Origin of the sequence: Hydrogenophaga sp. (assembly GCF_014773545.1) — a bacterium.
Lineage (GTDB): Bacteria > Pseudomonadota > Gammaproteobacteria > Burkholderiales > Burkholderiaceae_C > Hydrogenophaga.
The window spans coordinates 174,279-192,527 of sequence record NZ_SDDV01000003.1; the positions used below are offsets into that span (position 1 = coordinate 174,279).

At 62.4% G+C, this 18,249-nt stretch carries 19 protein-coding genes and 2 pseudogenes; 1 reads left to right on the forward strand and 20 read right to left on the reverse strand.

Annotated features, from left to right (window positions below; translation table 11 throughout):
- Nucleotides 1-58: 58 nt before the first annotated feature.
- The 14 genes and pseudogenes from folP to EST26_RS03695 form a co-directional block, all read right to left on the reverse strand.
- Nucleotides 59-889, reverse strand: a complete 831-nt coding sequence (folP, locus tag EST26_RS03640; protein WP_291065532.1) for a dihydropteroate synthase — start codon at nt 887-889, stop codon at nt 59-61.
- Nucleotides 890-1,136: 247 nt separating this feature from the next.
- Nucleotides 1,137-1,589 carry a 50S ribosomal protein L9 gene (rplI, locus tag EST26_RS03645; protein WP_291065533.1) on the reverse strand — a complete coding sequence of 151 codons (453 nt, stop codon included), beginning with the start codon at nt 1,587-1,589 and terminating at the stop codon, nt 1,137-1,139.
- Between the two features lie 13 nt (nt 1,590-1,602).
- Complete coding sequence (rpsR, locus tag EST26_RS03650) at nt 1,603-1,884, reverse strand: 30S ribosomal protein S18 (protein WP_291065534.1); 282 nt, start codon at nt 1,882-1,884, stop codon at nt 1,603-1,605.
- A gap of 12 nt (nt 1,885-1,896) precedes the next feature.
- Nucleotides 1,897-2,199 carry a primosomal replication protein N gene (gene priB, locus EST26_RS03655; protein ID WP_291065535.1) on the reverse strand — a complete coding sequence of 101 codons (303 nt, stop codon included), beginning with the start codon at nt 2,197-2,199 and terminating at the stop codon, nt 1,897-1,899.
- Between the two features lie 8 nt (nt 2,200-2,207).
- Nucleotides 2,208-2,588 (reverse strand): 30S ribosomal protein S6, encoded by a 381-nt coding sequence (rpsF, locus tag EST26_RS03660; RefSeq protein ID WP_291065536.1) that lies wholly within the window; start codon nt 2,586-2,588, stop codon nt 2,208-2,210.
- 110 nt (nt 2,589-2,698) lie between these two features.
- Nucleotides 2,699-2,911 (reverse strand): hypothetical protein, encoded by a 213-nt coding sequence (locus tag EST26_RS10435; RefSeq protein ID WP_366474274.1) that lies wholly within the window; start codon nt 2,909-2,911, stop codon nt 2,699-2,701.
- Between the two features lie 87 nt (nt 2,912-2,998).
- Nucleotides 2,999-3,085 (reverse strand): annotated as a pseudogene (locus EST26_RS10440) (hypothetical protein); the annotation flags it as partial.
- Nucleotides 3,086-3,200: 115 nt separating this feature from the next.
- A pseudogene (locus EST26_RS10445) lies at nt 3,201-3,545 on the reverse strand (cation acetate symporter); the annotation flags it as partial.
- On the reverse strand, nt 3,532-3,816 hold the full coding sequence (locus EST26_RS03670) for a DUF4212 domain-containing protein (RefSeq protein ID WP_291065537.1): 285 nt from the start codon (nt 3,814-3,816) through the stop codon (nt 3,532-3,534). The pseudogene EST26_RS10445 and the gene EST26_RS03670, both read right to left, overlap by 14 nt.
- 59 nt (nt 3,817-3,875) lie before the next feature.
- Complete coding sequence (locus EST26_RS03675; protein ID WP_291065581.1) at nt 3,876-4,451, reverse strand: tetratricopeptide repeat protein; 576 nt, start codon at nt 4,449-4,451, stop codon at nt 3,876-3,878.
- Nucleotides 4,452-4,795: 344 nt separating this feature from the next.
- The gene (locus EST26_RS03680) at nt 4,796-6,997 is read right to left on the reverse strand and encodes an exonuclease domain-containing protein (RefSeq protein ID WP_291065538.1); all 2,202 of its coding nucleotides are present in this window, start codon (nt 6,995-6,997) and stop codon (nt 4,796-4,798) included.
- 61 nt (nt 6,998-7,058) lie between these two features.
- Nucleotides 7,059-7,433 carry a response regulator gene (locus EST26_RS03685; RefSeq protein WP_291065539.1) on the reverse strand — a complete coding sequence of 125 codons (375 nt, stop codon included), beginning with the start codon at nt 7,431-7,433 and terminating at the stop codon, nt 7,059-7,061.
- Between the two features lie 21 nt (nt 7,434-7,454).
- Nucleotides 7,455-10,205, reverse strand: coding sequence for a sensor histidine kinase (locus tag EST26_RS03690; RefSeq protein ID WP_291065540.1), 2,751 nt, complete (start codon nt 10,203-10,205; stop codon nt 7,455-7,457).
- Between the two features lie 17 nt (nt 10,206-10,222).
- Nucleotides 10,223-10,432, reverse strand: coding sequence for a hypothetical protein (locus EST26_RS03695; protein WP_291065541.1), 210 nt, complete (start codon nt 10,430-10,432; stop codon nt 10,223-10,225).
- Nucleotides 10,433-10,876: 444 nt separating this feature from the next.
- Here EST26_RS03695 and EST26_RS03700 point away from each other — a divergent pair, with 444 nt between their 5' ends.
- Nucleotides 10,877-11,449 (forward strand): DUF302 domain-containing protein, encoded by a 573-nt coding sequence (locus tag EST26_RS03700; RefSeq protein ID WP_291065542.1) that lies wholly within the window; start codon nt 10,877-10,879, stop codon nt 11,447-11,449.
- A 125-nt stretch (nt 11,450-11,574) separates the two neighbouring features.
- Here the strand turns inward: EST26_RS03700 and EST26_RS03705 are convergent, their stop codons facing one another.
- From EST26_RS03705 to EST26_RS03730, 6 genes are all read right to left on the reverse strand, one after another.
- Entirely contained in the window at nt 11,575-12,213 is a 639-nt protein-coding gene (locus EST26_RS03705) for a 3-oxoacid CoA-transferase subunit B (protein WP_291065543.1), read from the reverse strand.
- 2 nt (nt 12,214-12,215) lie between these two features.
- Complete coding sequence (locus EST26_RS03710) at nt 12,216-12,923, reverse strand: CoA transferase subunit A (protein WP_291065544.1); 708 nt, start codon at nt 12,921-12,923, stop codon at nt 12,216-12,218.
- A 239-nt stretch (nt 12,924-13,162) separates the two neighbouring features.
- The gene (gene pstB / locus EST26_RS03715) at nt 13,163-13,975 is read right to left on the reverse strand and encodes a phosphate ABC transporter ATP-binding protein PstB (RefSeq protein WP_291065545.1); all 813 of its coding nucleotides are present in this window, start codon (nt 13,973-13,975) and stop codon (nt 13,163-13,165) included.
- A gap of 78 nt (nt 13,976-14,053) precedes the next feature.
- A complete protein-coding gene (gene pstA, locus EST26_RS03720; protein ID WP_291065546.1) occupies nt 14,054-15,409 on the reverse strand; it encodes a phosphate ABC transporter permease PstA in 1,356 nt (451 codons plus the stop codon).
- Between the two features lie 16 nt (nt 15,410-15,425).
- Nucleotides 15,426-16,805, reverse strand: coding sequence for a phosphate ABC transporter permease subunit PstC (pstC, locus tag EST26_RS03725; RefSeq protein ID WP_291065547.1), 1,380 nt, complete (start codon nt 16,803-16,805; stop codon nt 15,426-15,428).
- Between the two features lie 79 nt (nt 16,806-16,884).
- Nucleotides 16,885-17,925, reverse strand: coding sequence for a substrate-binding domain-containing protein (locus EST26_RS03730; protein WP_291065548.1), 1,041 nt, complete (start codon nt 17,923-17,925; stop codon nt 16,885-16,887).
- Between the last annotated feature and the right edge of the window lie 324 nt (nt 17,926-18,249).

An 18,249-nucleotide genomic window follows, 5' to 3' on the forward strand; every position in this document is an offset into this window, starting at 1 on the left:
GCCGAGCCGGCAAACCGCTTGGTCACCAGCGAAAACGTCGGACATTATCGCGGCCGCATCAGGCGCAGCGACTGGCTTGCCAGACCAAGAGCGCATCGACCGTCTCGCGCACGTCGTGCACGCGCAGCACGCGCGCACCGCGCTCAAGCGCCAGCACGGCAGCGGCCACGCTGGCGGCCACGCGTTCGCCGGGCTGTTCGCGAGCGCACACCTGGCCCAGGGACGATTTGCGCGACCAGCCGACCAGCAAGGGGTAACCCAGCGCCAGCAATTCGTGCTGGCGCGCCAGCAGGCTGAAGTTCTGCGCCAGCGTCTTGCCAAAACCAATGCCGGGGTCGAGCACCACGCGTTCACGCGCCACGCCCAGCGCCAGCAGGGCAGCGGCGCGCTGGCGCAAAAAATCGCACACCGACGGCAACACATCGCCCGCCATCGGTGCGACCTGCATGGTCTGCGGATCGCGGTGCATGTGCATCAAACAGACGCCGCAGCGCGGCTGCAAAGCCAGCAAGGCCAGCGCATCCCCCTGGCGCAAGGCCCAGATGTCGTTGACGATATCGACGCCGAGGTCCAGGGCAGCGCGCATCAGCTCGGGTTTGTAGGTATCGACAGAAATCGGCACACCCAGCTTGACCGCCTCGCGCAGCACCGGCAGCACGCGCGCCATCTCCTGCTCCAGGGGCAGCGCCACGCTGCCCGGCCGGGTCGATTCGCCGCCAATGTCGAGCAGATGCGCGCCCTGAGCCAGCAGTTGCTCGGCGTGCCGCAGCGCCGCGCGCGTGCCGAGATAGCGCCCACCGTCAGAAAACGAATCAGGCGTGACGTTGACGATGCCCATCACCTGAGGCTGGCCCAGGTCGATGTCAAAGCGCGAAGTGATCCAGCGCATGGCCACAATAAAACAGGCTAGTGCAGTGTTGTGTGCTTGATGGAACAAATAAAACCGATGGATTTTTGACCCTGATTAGGCGCAAACCACAGCCATAGTTTCACTATGGCGCGGATTTGCAACGACATCAGGGGCGAAAAGACGCGGTTTTATGTTCCAGATAGCGCGCAACACTGCACTAGAGTAGCAGGCCAAAAAAAAGCCGCCATCCCAACGGACGGCGGCAGTCTGTGCGCACGCGAGCAGATCAGGCCGTCTCGCCCAGCACCGAGACCCGGGCATCGACCGTCACGTCGGTATGCAGATGGACCTTGACCGTGTAGTCACCGACCAGTTTGAGCACGCCATGGGGCATGCGAATCTGCGACTTGTTGACCGAGAAACCCTGTTTGACGAGTTCGTCGGCCACGTCGTGGTTGGTCACTGAGCCGAACAAACGGCCATCGACACCGGCTTTTTGCGACAGTTTGATTGTCACGGCGGCGAGCTTTTCACCCAGCGCCTGAGCGTCAGCCAGCTTGGCCGCCGCCGACTTTTCCAGCTCGGCACGGCGCTCGGCAAATTCGGCCACCGCACTTTGCGTGGCACGGCGCGCACGGCCAGCAGGAATCAGGAAGTTGCGTGCGTAGCCGTCTTTGACCCGGACCACATCGCCCAGCGCACCCAGGTTGACCACTTTATCGAGCAGAATGATTTGCATATCGGGCTCTCTTTCAGACGCGGTGCTGGTCGCTGTAGGGCAGCATGCCCAAAAAGCGCGCACGTTTGATGGCGGTGTTGACCTGGCGCTGGTAGAACGCGCGCGTGCCGGTCAGGCGTGCCGGGATGATTTTGCCGTTCTCGGCAATGAAGTCGCGCAACACATCGACGTCTTTGTAGTCGACCTCTTCGACTTTGGCGACGGTAAAGCGGCAGTAGCGCTTGCGCTTGAACAGCAGCGATTGGGTGTTGCGCTTGGGACGCTTGTCTTTGTTGAAACGCTTGGGGGCAGCCATGGTCGGCCTTTCCTATGTTTTGCTGAAATCTTGAATGTGAAATACCAGACCCTTGCCGTTGCGTGCATGCGCCATAAAACCAGCAAAGCGGCAGACAGAAGTCAGCGCCTGGCGCGACAGTGTTTCGGCCAAAACGCCGAAAGCGACCGCCCGCACCTGCAGCTTGACCCGCCTGGGCGCATCCATTTCCGTCACGCTCGACTCGTGTTCGAGCAGCAAGTTGAGCACTGGAATACCAGCCGGGGTGTAGCGCAGGTTTTGCACCTCGAGCACCATAGCGGTCAACTGGAAATGGTTGGCTTGCGACGCCGTCACGCCCGGTATCAGGCTTCGGCGCGCGGCTCGCGTGACTCAGGCGCTTGCAGCTTGCGGGCTTCTTCGCGCTCGACCAGCCTCATCATGGAAGATGGTGCGGTTTCGACTTTCTTGCGCAGCACCGTCAGGTGGCGCAAGACAGCGTCGTTGAACTTGAAGGCGTGCTCGAGTTCGGCCATCACAGCCTGATCGGCCTCGATGTTGACACACAGGTAGTGGGCCTTGGACAGCTTGTTGATCTGAAAGGCCAACTGACGCCGGCCCCAGTCTTCAACGCGGTGGACCTTGCCGCCGCCGGCGCTGATCATGCCCTTGTAGCGCTCCAGCATGGCCGCAACCTGCTCGCTCTGATCTGGATGGATCAGCAAAACGATTTCATAATGACGCATGGACTCTCCTTGTGGATGTGGCCCTGCCAGCGGGGTGACAGAACCTGAAAAGCCGCCCCCAGCGTCGATTGGGGTGCGGCAAGGCAAGCCCGCCATTATAGCTGACAGTTTTAGTGTCTACCGGGCGTCGAACCGGGGTAACGCACGTATTCCACCAGCGCCTGCGCTTCGCGGCTCGGGGCCGGGCCAAGCAGGCTGAGCACCACGATCACGGCCAAACCAACCGGCAGACCGAATACACCGGCTGAGATCGGCAAAATGCCCCACCAGAGATCGACTGGCGCCGACACGTTGAACACATCACGCAGCCAGGCCTGATTCATGACCATGTAGTACAAGGTGACGCCGACGCCGGACAACATGCCCAGCACGGCGGCTGTTGCGGTGGTGCGGCGCCAAAAAATACCCAGCACCAGGGCCGGAAAGAAGCCCGCTGCTGCGATCGAGAACGCCGCCGAGACCAGAAACAAAATGTCGGCCGGTTTTTGCAGTGCCACGTAAGCCGCCAGCAGCGTGACCAGCAACAACAAAGACTTGGACAGGGTGACGCGGCGCGCACATGATGAAGGCCAGGCCGTTGTAACCCGTCAGGTACAAGGTGCCGGCCATGCCGATGAATGACGCCGCCGACATCCAGTCGGCCCCGGTGGCCATGCCGTTGTATACCGCTGGCACGCGTCGACCCGCGACGTAGTACTCGGCCGCGTCAATGGTGCGGCTCATGATGCCGATGCCGGTGTACAAACCTAGGGTGGCAAACAGAAAGATCAGCCCGATCCACTCGCGCGCCAGCCCCTTTTGCTCCCACAGCGCCAGCACGGCGACGAAGACGAAAAAACCTCCCATGTACCAGGCGAACAGCTTGTCGAGTTGCCGCCTGGCACTCTTCTCGCCGGCTGCAGCGGCGCTGCGCTGGTCAGCAGCAGACTTGTCTGCCATGGCCTTACTCGGCCTCATCAAAGCCGTGCTCGACGTCGAGCCGGTTCATATACCAGGCGTAAAAACCGATGATCAGACCGTACACCAGCAGCGCGCCCTGCGCGCCCATCCAGAAACTGAACGGCCAGCCAAAAAAGTTGAAACTCAAATCGCGCGCAAAGTAACTCACACCAAAGCTCACCACAAACCAGACCGCCATCAGCCCAGCGCTCAGGCGCAGGTTCTTGCGCCAGTAGCGCCGCTGGTTCTCGGTCGCTGCGCTGTGTTCGTGTGTTTCGCTCGATGCCATGGTTTTTTGTCTTTTGCTGCTGCGTCCGGGCAAACACGCCTGCGACACCGCCGGCGGCTTCACGCCCGGGTTTGGCCCAGACCAGTTTCGCGCTCGAGCTGCGCCGCCACTTTGGGCTCGAAACTACGCAAATGGCGAATCAGCCGCGCCGCTTCTTCGGGCTGCTGCCGATCGACCTGAACCCGGGCCATTTGATACCAGCCGTAGGGACTGAGCGGTTGCAGCTCGGTGTTCCTGCGCAGCGCCAGCAGCGCTTCGTCCAAGCGACGCTGGGCGATCAGGCACAGCGCCAGCCCATACCAGGCCCGATCCAGCGCCGGGTCGAGCTCGATGGCGCGCACAAAAGCCGCCTCGGCCTGCGCCAGCAGGCCCAATGCTTCACTGAGAAATCCCAGATTGAACCAGGCGCTGGCCTGCGCCGGCGCCAGTTGCACCAGGCGCAGAAAATCCTCCAACGCAGCCGGCTTGTCACCCCATTCGGCCCGCAAATGGGCGCGCGTGGCCAGGGCGTACAGGTCGTTGGGATGACGCTCGAGCCGCCGGGTCACGCGCTGGAGTGCAGCGCGCCGGCGGCCCAGCAGCAGCAGCAGCCGGGTCTGCCAGAGCGCAAAACCACGCTCGATGGTGCAAATCACTGACAAACGGCCACCCCGACGCGCAGGCAATACGAAACTTTTGCCACCGTAACGGCGAACCAGACCAAGCCCAGCAGCAAACACGCCACCAGGGGCAGGTGCTGCTGCAGCACAAAACGCGGCGTCAGCCAGCGAGCCGCGACGACAAAGGGCCTGCTCACCAGGTGCAAAATTTGATAGAAGAAATTGTGCTCGCGGCGCGCGCCTATCAGCAGCCTAAGCACCCACTACCCAAGCAAGGCCAGCAAGGCTATTTCAGTCACCAGCTTGATCGTTGTGATAAGGGTTAACATAAAAGCCCGGGATGATGCCGCAAGACAGGGAGTCTGCCGAAGGCAAGCAACTCAATAAGTCAAACGGGCGTAATAGGTTTTCTGCGCCGCCTCACGCGCCTGGCCCAGGGTATGAATGCCCTTTTCAGCCAGCAGCGGTATCAGCCGCAAAAACACCTCGGCTGTCACCATCGCATCGCCCAATGCGGTGTGGCGGCCAATGATGGTGAGGTTGAGGCGTTCGGCGATCGCTTCCAGTCGATGCGAGTCCTGGTTCGGGTGCAGCAGGGCCGACAGCAGCAAGGTGTCGAGCACCGGATGATCGAACACCACGCCGGCCTGCTCTTGTTTGATCTGCAGAAATCGCATGTCGAACGCGGCATTGTGTGCCACCAGCACGGTGTCCTGCGCGAAAGCGTGAAAGGCTGGCAGCACCGTATCGATGGTGGGTTGCCCCGCCACCATCTCGGGCTCGATGCCGTGGATCGGGATCGACGCCTGCGGTATTGGGCGCTGCGGATCCACCAGTTGATCGAAACATTCCTGGTGCAACAGCTTTTGGTTGACGACTCGCACCGCGCCGATCTGGATGATCTCGTCGCCCTGCGAGGGGTTCAGGCCGGTGGTCTCGGTATCGAATACGGTGTAAGCCAGATCGCAAAGTCGGCGCTCGTCGAGCGTGCGCGTCAGCTCGGTGGTCTTGAAGAGGTCGAAATCATAGTATTCCGGGCGGCTGTCGCTGCGCATGAAGGTGGCGGCGTCGACTTGATCGCGCACGTCGGCCAGCGGCAGCAAAAAGCGGAAAAACGCCTGGTGGCGCACGCGCTCGCGCTCGAACCAGAACTCGCCGCCGTGCCGCTCGACCACGTCGCGCACCGTCAGCCGCAAGGTCTCGGCGCCGACCTTCATGACGTCCATTTCCCAGCTCATGACGGTCTCGGTGCTCATGGCCTGGCCCGACCAGATCAGGTCGAGCTGGGCCTTGCCGGTGCTGCCGCTGGCGCGCGACAGGCGCAACTGCACGAAACGCACGGCAAACTCATCGGCCAGTCGGCCCGACAGGCTAACCAGCGCCTGCAGCAAGGAAAAGCTCTCGACCTTGAGCCAAAGTGTGGCATCCACCTCGGCAGCCGAAGCGGCCAAGCCGGTCACGGTCTCGATGCGGCGCGCGGCGGCGTTGATCAAATCGGAACCCAGCATATCCTCCAGCGGCCAGCGCGATTTCAGGCTGGCGGCTGAATCGGCTTGCAGTTTACCGACACGCTGCCCCAACGCGCCAGTTTCCTCACGAATCACGGCCAAAAAGCGCCCGCGCATGGCAGGCTCGAGGTCGGGGTAGTCGAGCATGTCGAGGGCGGCCTGCATATTGGCCAGCGCCGCCCGGCTGCTTTCGATGAGCGCGTGCAGCACCTGGTCTTGGGCCGATTCAGCCTCATAGTCGCTCGTGATGTTCTCCAGCATCAGCACAAAACCGCTGAGCTCGATGCGGTCGGCCGCCGCTGTGGCCGCTTGCGCCTGGGCCGAGCGCACCGGTGCCATCTGCACCCGCAGCAACTGCCCGGCAGCGGTACTGGTGACGAACTGGGCCGATGGCTGGGCCACGCCGCGCAGCATGCGCTGCTGAATACTCTCTAGCGCGTGCGCCACCAGCTTGCGGTCGAACACGCTGTAGATCGAACGCCCCAGGCCAATCAACTCGCTGCCGCCGGCCACCCCTGGCACCTGGGACAGGGCCCGAAACTGCAGCCGCGAGCGCTGGTTGTAGAGCAAAATGCGACCGTCCAGATTGCACACCACCACGCTTTGCGTCAGCTCGGCCATCAGCGCGGCGAGTCGGTTTTTTTCTTGCTCGATGTGTTGTGCCGCCTGCTGCACACGCTCGTCCATCTGGCGGCGCAAGTCCTCGCGCTGTTCGACCAGTTGGTTGAACAGCAGCGCCAGCACCTGGGTTTCCACGTTGCCCTTGGGGCGCAGCGCGCGCACCACGTCGGTGCGCAGCAGCACCTGGGCTTCTTCGGCCAGTTGCACCGAAGGCCGCACCCAATGGTCGAACCAGCGCTTCAAGCCCCAGGCAATGGCCGCCATGCCCAGACCCCAGTTCAGGCTGATCAACAACAAGCGCTCGCCCAGCAAGGCCCAAACGGTGGCGCGTGCGTCGGCTGGCAAGGTAGCGCCGAGCAAGGCCAGCGTGAGCAGTAACCAGGCCACCGACAGCAAAGCCGCTGCCGCCAGCAGCCACCAGAGCCGCCGGTCGGTCTGGCGTGGCGCGCTCATGGAGCAAGCTCCGTGCCGCTGTTGCAGGCGCCGAACGACCGGCGTGGCGTCGAACCAGGCCTCATGTCTGAACCCCCAGCAGCTCGCGCACCTTTTGCACCAGCTCTTTGGTCGAAAAAGGTTTAATCATGTAGGCGTTGGCGCCCAGCGCCAAGCCCTTGGCGACGTCGGTGTCGCGCCCCTTGGCGGTCAGCATCAGGATCAGGGTGTCGGCCACCGATTCATTGGCGCGCACCTCGTGGCACACGTCAAAACCATTCTTGATCGGCATCATCACATCGAGCAGCACCAGCGCCGGGCGCTCGCGCACAATGGCGTCGATGGCCTCTTGGCCGTCGCGCGCCAGCAGCACCTGATAGCCCTCGCGTCGCAACAGATACTCGAGCGAGAGCAAGATGTTGGGCTCGTCGTCGGCAATCAGTATTCTTTGACTCATAAAGGCCTGTCTCTGGTCGTTTTATTTTCGCTTGTCTTGCGCCATGATACGCGGCTGGCGCGGCAGGAAAAACCCGAAGCACGCGCCCTGCCCCGGGCTGGAATTCAACCACATGCGCCCACCTTGGTGCTCGACGATCTGGCGGCTGATCGGCAAGCCCAGACCGGTACCCCCAGGGCGGTAGTGCTCGGCGCCGCCGAGCTGGCGAAATTTCTCGAACACCAGCGCCTGCTGGTCGGCCGCGATGCCGGGGCCATTGTCTTGCACCGAAATCGTTACACCGTCGGCTTCGTCCTGCAAGCGCAGCACCACCCGGCCGTGCTGGCGTGGTGCAAACTTGATCGCGTTCGACAGCAGATTGAGCACCACCTGGGTGATGCGGTCGGCGTCGGCCTGAATCGGCTGCACCGCGCCGGGCAGCTCCAGTTGCAGCGTTACACCGCGCTCGCGGCAGAGCTGGCCCAGACTGTCTGCGGTCTGCTGCAACAGGTCGCACGGATTGACCTCGGTGGTATGCCACTGCGCGTGGCCGGCCTCGATTTTGGCCAGATCGAGCACCTGATTGACCAGCCGGCTCAGGCGTTCGGTCTCGGCCACGATGATGTCCAAAAACTGCTGGCGCTGTGCCAACGACATCTGCTCGTCGTCGCGCATCAGCTCGGCCAGGGCGCGGATCGATGTCAAGGGCGTGCGCAGCTCGTGCGTGACCGAGGACATGAAATCGTCTTTCAACCGATCCAGGCTCTTGAGCTGTTCGTTGGCCTGACGCAGCTCTGCCGTGGCGCGTTCGAGCGAACGCGACTTTTGCTCCAGTTCCTGCGAGTGGATGCGCAACTGCGTGGCCTCGTCGAGGATGCGCATCACGTCGTCCAGGCTCAACGACTCCTCCTGCACCACCGAAGCCACCATCACGCGCGCCGATGCACTGCCGATGACGCCAGCCAGCCGCGTCTCGACGAACTGCACCAGGCGCGCATCGGCCGCAAGCTGCCCCATGTCTGGCAGCCCCAGACTCTTGGCGTAATCTTCAAACAAACGCCGCGCCGGCTCGGCGCCCAGGAAACGGCTGACCAGCGGCAGCAGCGCCGCCACCTGGGCCCGGCCTTGCCAGAACACCGGCCGGGCGTCGGGCGCGCGCTGAAACACGTCAACGAACAGCAGCGCCTGGCCGGTCTCAGCCACCGAAGGCGCGCGCCAGAGCGACACCCCCACGTAAGCGCCGACGTTGGCCAGCAGGCTCCAGAACAAGGCGTGGCTCAAGTGATCCAGACCGGTCAAACCGAACAAAGCCTCGGGTTTGAGCCAGGCCAGTCCGAACGGGCCGTGCAGCAGCAAATCGGTCGCCAACCAGCCCGACTTGACCAGCGACGGCAGCATCAAGGTATAGACCCACAAGCCAAACCCGAGCAGCAAGCCGGCCAGCGCGCCGTTGCGGGTGCCACCCTTCCAGTACATGCCGCCCAGCATGGCCGGAGCGAACTGCGCCACGGCGGCGAAACTGATCAGACCGATGCTCACCAGCGCATACGCATCACCCGCAAGGTGGTAGTACAGGTAGCCCAGCAGCATGATGCCCAGAATCGCCAGGCGACGAATCAGCAGCAGCAGCCGGGTCAGGTCGCCGCTGGCGCGCGCGCCAAAGCGCTTGAGTCGCAGCAAGAACGGCATTGCCAGGTCGTTGCAGACCATGGTGGAGACGGCAATCGTCTCGACGATCACCATGGCAGTAGCCGCCGAAAGGCCGCCCACGAGCGCCAGCAGCACCAGCCCGTACCAGCCCTGCGACAGCGGCAACGAAAGCACGAACATCTCCGGGTCCATCTGTCCGGGGCCAAAATGCAGCAAGCCGGCAACGGCGATCGGCAGCACGAACAGGTTGATGAGCAAGAGGTAGAGCGGAAAGACCCAGATCGCGCGCCGCAGATGCCGTTCGTCCACGTTTTCCACCACCATGACCTGAAATTGCCGCGGCAAAACAAGCACCGCCAGCATCGCCAACAAGGTCAAAACCATCCACTGCACGTAGGGAAACGGCTGCCCCTGGTCAAATTGAAACAAGCGTTCGATCGTGGGGCTGGCCTGCGCCTGCTCAAACAGGTCGCCCAGGCCGTTGAACATGCCATAAGTGACGAACACGCCAACGGCCAAAAAAGCCAATAGCTTGACCAGCGACTCGAACGCAACCGCTGCCACCATGCCCTCGTGGCGTTCGGCGTTATCGAGTCGGCGGGTGCCAAAAGCAATGGTGAAACCAGCCAACACCAGCGCCATATAGAAGGTGCTGTCCCCCCACAAGGCGGTGTTTGACGTGGCGGGCTGACCCGGCAGGGTGGTCAACAGTTCGTAGACGCTGGAAATGGCTTCGAGTTGCAGCGCGATATAGGGCACGATGCCCACCACGGTGATCAGCGTCACCAGGCCGGCCAGCGTCGGACTTTTGCCGTAGCGGCTGGCAATGAAGTCGGCAATCGATGTGATGCGGTAGGTCTTGGCGATGCGTATCATTTTGCGCAACACCATCCAAGCCAGCACCATGGCCAGCGTCGGCCCGAGGTAGATCGGCAAAAACCAGACGCCCGAGCTGGCCGCCAGACCTACGCTGCCAAAATAAGTCCAGGCGGTGCAATACACCGCCATCGACAGCGCATAAACCCAGGGGCTGGCAATAATGGAGCGGCCCTGTGCGGCGCGCCTGTCGCCGTAATAGGCAACCGCAAACAACAACAGCAGGTACGCAAACGAAACACCGATGACCAGGGGGGCGCTGAGCATGCTGGGACGGCGCAGTTTTAGCTCTGATGGGGGTCAGCGCCACGCTCGACCAGCCAGGCCATTGCGGCAACCAGCAGCGCCCAGAGCACGAACAAGGCCAGCGGAAAAAGCGGCAAACCAAAGAAGTAGCCCAAGCGGTCCCACAGCGTCAGCAGCGGGAAGCTGAACACCGTCAGGCCGGCAAAAAACAGCGCCAACAGGCGTTGTGCATCCAGACTTTGAAACATCGACGCATCCTCTGTGAGGGGCACGGCGCAAGCCCGCGCCCGCCCGTCGGTCGATTGTGCTCCAAGCTGCAAAAAACGCGCCGCTGCCAGACGATTCTGGTCATGCCCCAACGCATCTGCGGGTCCACGGGTGTTCTGGATGTTTTTCAGTGCCACGTTGGGGCTGGCGTGAGCGCCGGAAAATTCCGGACCAGATATACACGCGCTGCAACCACTTGCAACCCCGGCACACACCGGCTGCCTGTCACAAGCTGCCCCGTCTTGAACGCGGCGCGGCCTAGCCCGCGCCAGCGCCCTGACCGCCATCCGCTGCGCCCTTGTGCCGGGCCCTGGGCGTTGGGAACTCCGGCAATTCCACCGGAAACATACTGGGTGGTGTATATTGTCTTGGCGGGCATCCATGCCCGCCTTTGTTTGATCCACCGTTAGCCCAAGGACACCTGTATGAACACCCCCCTGACCCGCTGCAACAAAACCGTCCGGACGTCCCCGCTGTACAGCCAGGCGCACAAAGTGGGTGCCTTGTTCGTCGCCGCGCTCGCCCTGGCGGCAGCCACCTTGGTCACGCCCGCCCTGGCCCAAGCCCAGTCCCAGGCCGCCCTGCAGCCGCCCGCCATATTCCTGGAAAACACCAGCCCCAAAGCCCTGGTGCCCACCGTAGATGCCTTCAAAGAAGCCGTCAAAGCCGCTGGCTGGAGCATTTTGGGCGTCACCAACATGGCCGGCATCCTGTCCGAACGCGGCCACACCCTGCACCCCGTGCTGGTGTTTGACGCCTGCAGCGGCAAATACAGCTCCGAACTGCTGGCCCGCGACGAAACACGCTTCGTCGCCTCGATGATCCCGTGCCGTGTCGCCATCTACCAGACCAGCACCGGCCAAGTCATCATCTCGCGCATGAACTCCGTCGCCATGTCCACCATGGTCGGACACCCCGGCGCCGCCACAATCATTAGGAAGTCTGGCGAAGAAATGGAAGCCATCATCAAAGCCACCTTGAAGCGCCTGCAGTCCTGAACGCGCTGACGGGCGCAACGCGCTTTGCGCCAATACCCCTGGCTGAGGCCAGGGGTGTGACGCAGTATCTGGACCGAGCCCCGGCACCTTGACAGCGCCGGGCGATGGTGCAGCGCAGGCGCTGCCTACAGCAGCGTCACCCCGGTCTTGGACTGAGCAAATTCGCGTGTCACGCCGGGGGCGAGTTCGACCAGCTTGAGGCCTTGTGGCAGCACGTCGAACACGCCCAGGTCGGTGATGATGCGGTCGACCACGCCCAGGCCGGTCAGCGGCAGGGTGCAGGCGGGCAAAATCTTCAGCTCTTCGCTGCCGTCTTTCTTCTTGGCGACATGCTCCATCAGCACAATCACGCGCTTGACACCGGCAACCAGGTCCATCGCACCGCCCATGCCCTTGACCATCTTGCCGGGAATCATCCAGTTGGCCAGATCGCCTTTTTCGCTCACCTGCATCGCGCCCAGAATGCTCAGGTTGATCTTGCCACCCCGGATCATGGCAAAGCTGTCGTGGCTGCCAAAGATAGACGAACCGGCAATGGTGGTGACGGTCTGTTTGCCGGCGTTGATGAGGTCGGCATCAACCTCGTCTTCGGTCGGGAACGGGCCAATGCCCAGCATGCCGTTTTCGCTCTGCAACCAGACCTCTTTGTCGGCCGGCACATGGTTGGCCACCAGGGTTGGAATGCCAATGCCCAGGTTGACGTAAAAACCGTCTTCGAGCTCTTGTGCCGCACGCGCGGCCATTTGATCTTGATTCCAGGGCATGGTCAAACTCCAGGTTTTTCGGTGATGGTGCGCTTTTCGATTCGCTTCTCGGGCTTGGGGTTATGCACAATGCGGTGCACATAAATGCCTGGCAGGTGAACCTGATCCGGCACCAGGGCGCCGGTTTCAACGATTTCCTCCACCTCAACGACACAAATCTTGCCCGCCATGGCAACCGCCGGGTTGAAGTTGCGCGCCGTCAGGCGAAATTGCAAATTCCCCGAACGATCAGCGCGCTGCGCCTTGACCAAGGCCAGCTCGGGCACCAAAGAACGCTCCATGACGTAGGTTTCACCATCGAACTCGCGCAGTTCCTTGTCCTGCGCGACGACAGTTCCAACCCCGGTTTTGGTGAAAAAAGCCGGAATGCCGGCGCCACCGGCGCGCAATTTCTCGGCCAGCGTTCCCTGCGGGGTGAATTCGAGCTGGAGTTCACCCGCGATGTACTGGCGCTCGAATTCCTTGTTTTCACCCACATAGGACGAAATCATTTTTTTGATCTGACGCGTCTCCAGCAGCTTACCCAAGCCAAAGCCGTCGACGCCGGCGTTGTTGGAAATCACCGTCAGGTCTTTGACGCCGCTGTCGCGCAAGGCGTCGATCAGGGCCTCAGGGATGCCGCACAGGCCAAAGCCGCCAACAGCAATGAGCTGCGCGTCGGCCACAATGCCATCGAGCGCGGCCGCCGCGCTGGGGTAGATTTTATTCACGTTGCAAGGCTCCACGGGTTGAACAGGAAAGTACGTACGATAACGCGTCACAGCCTGCGCAGTATTGCGCAGGTGTCGGGTTCCGTGCGATTTATCCCGCGTCGCAGTTGGCCGTCGTTTCGGGCGCGTGCGATTTTGGCGGGGCTGCTGGCAGGCTGAGCAGCTTGCGGTCCAGACCCTCGCGCTGCCACACCTCGCCCCAGGCGGCGCGTGAAACCGCGCAAGGCAGAAAACCCGGTTCAGCCGTAGCGGCCGGTGACGTAGTCTTCGGTGCGGCGCTCTTTGGGGTTGAGAAAAATCTGCTCGGTGGTTCCGATTTCGATCAGGTTGCCGAGGTGAAAAAATGCCGTGCGGTCAGCCACCCGGCCGGCCTGCTGCATATTGTGCGTGACGATGACAATAGTGAAATTTTGTTTCAGCTCGTGCATCAGATCTTCGATGATGCCGGTGGCAATCGGGTCGAGCGCCGAACAGGGCTCGTCCATCAAAATCACCTCTGGACTGACCGCAATCGAGCGCGCGATGCACAGCCGCTGCTGCTGCCCGCCCGACAAGCCGGTGCCCGGGGTGTCGAGCCTGTCTTTCACCTCACCCCACAAGCCGGCGCGCTTGAGGCTGGCTTCAACGATTTCCCGCAACTCATCGCGCGACGATGCCAGCCCGTGCAGCCGCGGGCCGTAGGCCACGTTTTCGAAAATAGACTTCGGAAACGGATTGGGCTTTTGGAACACCATGCCGACCTGGGCGCGCAGCAACACCTCGTCGACCTTGGCGTCATAAATGTCTTTGCCATCGAGCGTGATCTTGCCCGTCACCCGGGCCCCTGGAATGGTGTCGTTCATGCGGTTGAAGCAGCGCAGAAGGCTGCTCTTGCCGCAGCCCGACGGACCGATGAAGGCCACCACCTCGTTGTGCATGATGTCGAGCGAAATCTGGTGCAAGACCGCTTTGTCGCCATACGTGACCGAGACGCCCTCGGCCTGCAGCTTGACCGTCTCGCTCGCCGCAACGGTCTTGGCACGGGACGCTGCGGCGTCGCGAATGGTTTTCATGATCAGGCCGTTGGGCATTTTCGCGCTTGCGCTTGCGCTTGCGCTTGCGGTTGCGGTTGCGGTTGCGGTTGCGGTCATTTACCACCTCGTTTCGAATCGTTTGCGCAGCCAGATGGCGAGCGAGTTGAGGATCAGCATCAGGGCCAGCAGCACGATGATGGCCGCTGAGGTGCGGGCTTCAAAGAAATTGCGCAGTTCGTTGGCCTGCCAGAGATAAATCTGCGAAGACAGGGCGGTGGATGGGTCGAACGGCGAGGCTGGCACGCTGGCGACAAAAGCCGCCATGCCAATCAGCAACAGCGGCGCGGTCTCGCCCAGCGCCTGCGCCACGCCGATGATGGTGGCGGTCAGAATGCCGGGCAAGGCCAGCGGGAGCACGTGGTCGGTGACGGTTTGCAGGCGCGAAGCACCCAGCCCGAGCGCAGCTTCCCGAATCGACGGTGGAATCGCCTTGAGGGTGGAGCGGGTGGCAATGATGATGGTCGGCAAGGTCATCAGCGTCAGCACCAGACCACCGACGATGGGAGCCGACATCGGCAGCTTGAAAAACTGGATGAACACCGCCGCCCCCAGCAGACCGAAAATCAGCGACGGCACCGCCGCCAGGTTGTTGATGTTGACCTCGATCAAATCAGTCCACCTGTTCTTGGGCGCAAACTCCTCGAGGTAGATCGCTGCAGCGACCCCCACCGGGACCGCGAGCACGATGACGATCAGCATCATCATCAAGGAGCCGATGAAGCCGCCGGCCAGACCGGCCGACGCCAGCGAGCTGCGCGAATCGGGATTCATGAACAGCGCGGTGCTGAACTTGTTCTGGATCACACCGGCGGCGTAGAGCTCGTCAGCCCATTGGCGCACGCGCGCGCTGAGTTGTTGGCGGTCGTCCGGCAAGGTGCGATCGATGTTGCCCTTGATCCAGACGTCTACGTTGGCATCAGCCAGCAAGGACAGCGTGAGGGTCTGCCCGACAAGGGCCGGATTCTCGGCCACCATGTCGCGCAGTGCAAAACGCTCACCCGAGGTCACCAGCGCCATGGCGTCGCGCACGTGGTCGGCGGTTTCTGGCTTGACCTTGGCCAGCGCATTCAAGATCAACTGATTGAAGTCGACGAAGCCGAGCTCCATCTCCCACGCCATCATGCGCTCGTCAAACTGCGCGTCCGTCTCGCCGCTTTGTCGCTCTGGCTTGGGGCCGACGGTGACCACCGCAGGGTCGAAGTGCACGTTCATGACAAAGGTCGCCTGCCAGAACGCCGGCAAACCTTTGGACAAAATCGAGGCGAACAAGACCACGACCAGCGCCAGCGAGATCGTGACCGCCGTCATACCCAGCAGGCGAAACCCCATTTCCTTGCGGCGCCGCCGCCGCAGCGAGTCGATCACGCGCAACTGCAGCGGCGTGTAGGATTTTTCGGAGCTGTTGTCGTTCATTGCATTTTCCGCCGTGTCATTCGTATTGCTCGCGGTACCTGCGCACCACCACCAAGGCAATCACGTTCAGGATCAGCGTCATGACGAACAGCGTCATGCCCAGGGCGAAAGCCACCAGCGATTGCGGGCTGGCAAAGTCCTGGTCGCCCAGAAGCTGATTGACGATGGAGACCGTGATGGTGGCGATCGAATCGAGCGGATTGGCGGTCAAGACCGGCGCGTTGCCGGCCGCCAGCACGACGATCATGGTCTCTCCCAGAGCCTTGCTCACGCCCAGCAATACCGCACCCACGATGCCCGGCAAGGCAGCCGGAAGCACCACCTTGACGACGGTTTCCGACCTGGTGCCACCCAGTGCGAGCGAACCGTCACGCATGGACTGGGGCACCTGGGTGATGATGTCGTCCGACAGCGAAGAGACAAAGGGAATGATCATGATGCCGATCACCACGCCAGCGGTCAGCGCCGAGGTGGCAGGCACGGTCAAGCCAAAGGTCGCCCCCAGCTCGGAGAGAAAGGGGCCGACCATGAACAAGGCAAAAAAGCCGTAGACGATGGTCGGTATGCCGGCCAGCACCTCGATCACCGGCTTGGCGACCGAACGCACCGCAGGAGGCGCGTATTCAGCCATGTAGATAGCGGTCATCAGCCCCAGCGGAACCGCCACCAGCATGGCGATCACCGTCACCAGCAAGGTACCCGCCAGCAGCGGCAGCAAGCCAAAGCCGGTCTGGCCTTCGACCCCGACACCGACGAAGCGCGGGTTCCATACGGTACCCAAAAAGAAGTCGAGCGGGCTGACGAAGCGAAAGAAATTCAGCGACTCGCTCAACATCGACAACACGATGCCGACCGTGGTGAACACCGCCACGGCCGAGCAAGCCAGCAGCGCAAACTGAACGAAACGCTCGACCTGGTTGCGCGCACGCGTGTGCGCGGTGGTGCGTCGCCACGACATGAACAGGCCCAAGGCAGCCACCGAGGCCATCAGCGCTGCGACAAACAAGGCCCCGGTTGCCTGCAGGCGCTGCAAATAGGCTGCTGCGGTCTGCTCGAACGCCTGCGCCTGATCCAGCGGCGCATAACCGGCCACCAGGTTTTCGATTCTCTGCAGCAACGCGCTCTGCGCGGCGGCATCGACCGGCAAATGAGCCGGCGGCAGGCTGGCCAGCAGCAGGGATCGCAGCACCGCGTCGCCCCATATGAGCCAGAGAAAATAGACCAGCACAGCCGGCAAGGCGGCGTACAAAACCGACAGCAAGCCGTGATAGCCGGGACGCGAATGCAAGCGCTGATCCGGATCGGCGGCGAGAACCCGCCGGCTGCGCACCAGTCCGACCTGATACGCCAACGCCAGCAGCACCAGCAACATGAGGGCAAACGTAAGGTTGTTCACTGGCACCTATCGAGGGCTTGGGAATTCAATACGCAAACAAGGGCGGCACCTTGCGGCGCCGCCCTTGTCAGGCAGCACATTACCTGGCGACGACCGGCGTGCGGGCACGCACATTGGCCAGCACGCGAGCACGCTCGGCCGCGCTAAGCGGGATCAGACCGGCGCGGTCAAGCGCACTGCCTGGGCCGGACATTTGCGGCGACAGGTAGAACTCGACAAACTCCATCAGACCGGGGATGACGCCGATGTGCGCGTCCTTGATGTAGAAGTGCAGGGGGCGCGAAATCGGGTAGGTACCGTTTTCGATGGTCTCTACGCTTGGCGCCACGCCGCTGATCGATGCGACCTGCAAGCGGTCGCGGTTCATCTCGTAGAAGCTCAGGCCGAAGACGCCCACGGCATCGCGCTGCGCGGCCAGCCGTGCCAGCGTCTCGGTGTAGTCACCGGCGATCTCGATCACGCGGCCGTCGGTGCGAAGGGCTTTGCAAAAGGCGTCGGCCTGGGCGGCGTTGGCGGCGCGCATGGTCCTGACTTCTGGCAGGCTGTTGCAACCTGGAAACACGGCCCGCTCTTCGTAGACATCGCGCGTTCCGTGGGCGCTGCCCGGAATCACCAGCGTGATTTCCTGGTTCGGCAGCGTGCGGTCGATCTGCGACCACCGGGTGTGAGGATTGGGCACCATGCGACCACCCACCGGAATTTCTTTGGCTTGGGCCAAGAAGATGTGCACCGGGTCGAGCGCAAAGCGGCCACCGCCCAGACGCGACGCGAACACGATGCCGTCAAAACCGATCCTGGCCTTGATGATCCGGTCGACGCCGTTGGCTTTGCAAGCGGCGAGCTCGGCCGGGCGGATGGGACGCGAAGCGTTCACGATGTCCATGAACTGCGGGCCCACACCCTGACAGAACATGCGCAGGCCGCCGCCGGTACCGCCGGAACCCACCACGGGCGCCCTGAATTGACGAAACGTTTTGCCGAATTCTTCAGCCACGATGGCCGAGAACGGCAGCACGGTCGACGAGCCAGCAATCTGGATCACGTCTCGCGCCAGAGCCGGCGCGCTGAATGCGGCCGCTGCGGTTGCCGCAACGACCAGGGTAGAAAAATGACGCTTCATATGTTACCTCGCAGGTGGTGATGGAATAAACGGCCCGACAGTCGCGGGTTGCCGACCGATTTCGATTCTTGACGAAGATTGTGACATCAATATGTCAGTCATCTGATTCGACTTGCGCCTCCAGCGGCGCAGACCGTTCACCCGAGATTGTCCATTGGGCTTGGGTGGGCTGGTGGATGCAGGGGCGAGGCAGTTTTGTCCCGACGTCGCGAAGCCCATGGCCTGTGCCATGGGCGCCGAAGAGGGGCAACAATGACCGCCCATGCGCCGCCAGCACCCCAACAGCACCGCAGCTGCGTCTCATGGACAATCTCGGTTTAAAAA

What these genes read in the sequence shown, in the direction of transcription:
- rpsF (WP_291065536.1), bottom strand. Translation starts at nt 2,588, where the DNA reads ATGCGTCATTATGAAATCGTTTTGCTGATCCATCCAGATCAGAGCGAG.
- EST26_RS03690 (WP_291065540.1), bottom strand. Translation starts at nt 10,205, where the DNA reads ATGCTCAGCGCCCCCCTGGTCATCGGTGTTTCGTTTGCGTACCTGCTG.
- EST26_RS03695 (WP_291065541.1), bottom strand. Translation starts at nt 10,432, where the DNA reads ATGTTTCAAAGTCTGGATGCACAACGCCTGTTGGCGCTGTTTTTTGCC.
- EST26_RS03680 (WP_291065538.1), bottom strand. Translation starts at nt 6,997, where the DNA reads ATGAGCGCGCCACGCCAGACCGACCGGCGGCTCTGGTGGCTGCTGGCG.
- EST26_RS10435 (WP_366474274.1), bottom strand. Translation starts at nt 2,911, where the DNA reads ATGAATCAGGCCTGGCTGCGTGATGTGTTCAACGTGTCGGCGCCAGTC.
- EST26_RS03685 (WP_291065539.1), bottom strand. Translation starts at nt 7,433, where the DNA reads ATGAGTCAAAGAATACTGATTGCCGACGACGAGCCCAACATCTTGCTC.
- folP (WP_291065532.1), bottom strand. Translation starts at nt 889, where the DNA reads ATGCGCTGGATCACTTCGCGCTTTGACATCGACCTGGGCCAGCCTCAG.
- pstB (WP_291065545.1), bottom strand. Translation starts at nt 13,975, where the DNA reads ATGAAAACCATTCGCGACGCCGCAGCGTCCCGTGCCAAGACCGTTGCG.
- EST26_RS03700 (WP_291065542.1), top strand. Translation starts at nt 10,877, where the DNA reads ATGAACACCCCCCTGACCCGCTGCAACAAAACCGTCCGGACGTCCCCG.
- EST26_RS03730 (WP_291065548.1), bottom strand. Translation starts at nt 17,925, where the DNA reads ATGAAGCGTCATTTTTCTACCCTGGTCGTTGCGGCAACCGCAGCGGCC.
- rpsR (WP_291065534.1), bottom strand. Translation starts at nt 1,884, where the DNA reads ATGGCTGCCCCCAAGCGTTTCAACAAAGACAAGCGTCCCAAGCGCAAC.
- EST26_RS03705 (WP_291065543.1), bottom strand. Translation starts at nt 12,213, where the DNA reads ATGCCCTGGAATCAAGATCAAATGGCCGCGCGTGCGGCACAAGAGCTC.
- pstA (WP_291065546.1), bottom strand. Translation starts at nt 15,409, where the DNA reads ATGAACGACAACAGCTCCGAAAAATCCTACACGCCGCTGCAGTTGCGC.
- rplI (WP_291065533.1), bottom strand. Translation starts at nt 1,589, where the DNA reads ATGCAAATCATTCTGCTCGATAAAGTGGTCAACCTGGGTGCGCTGGGC.
- EST26_RS03670 (WP_291065537.1), bottom strand. Translation starts at nt 3,816, where the DNA reads ATGGCATCGAGCGAAACACACGAACACAGCGCAGCGACCGAGAACCAG.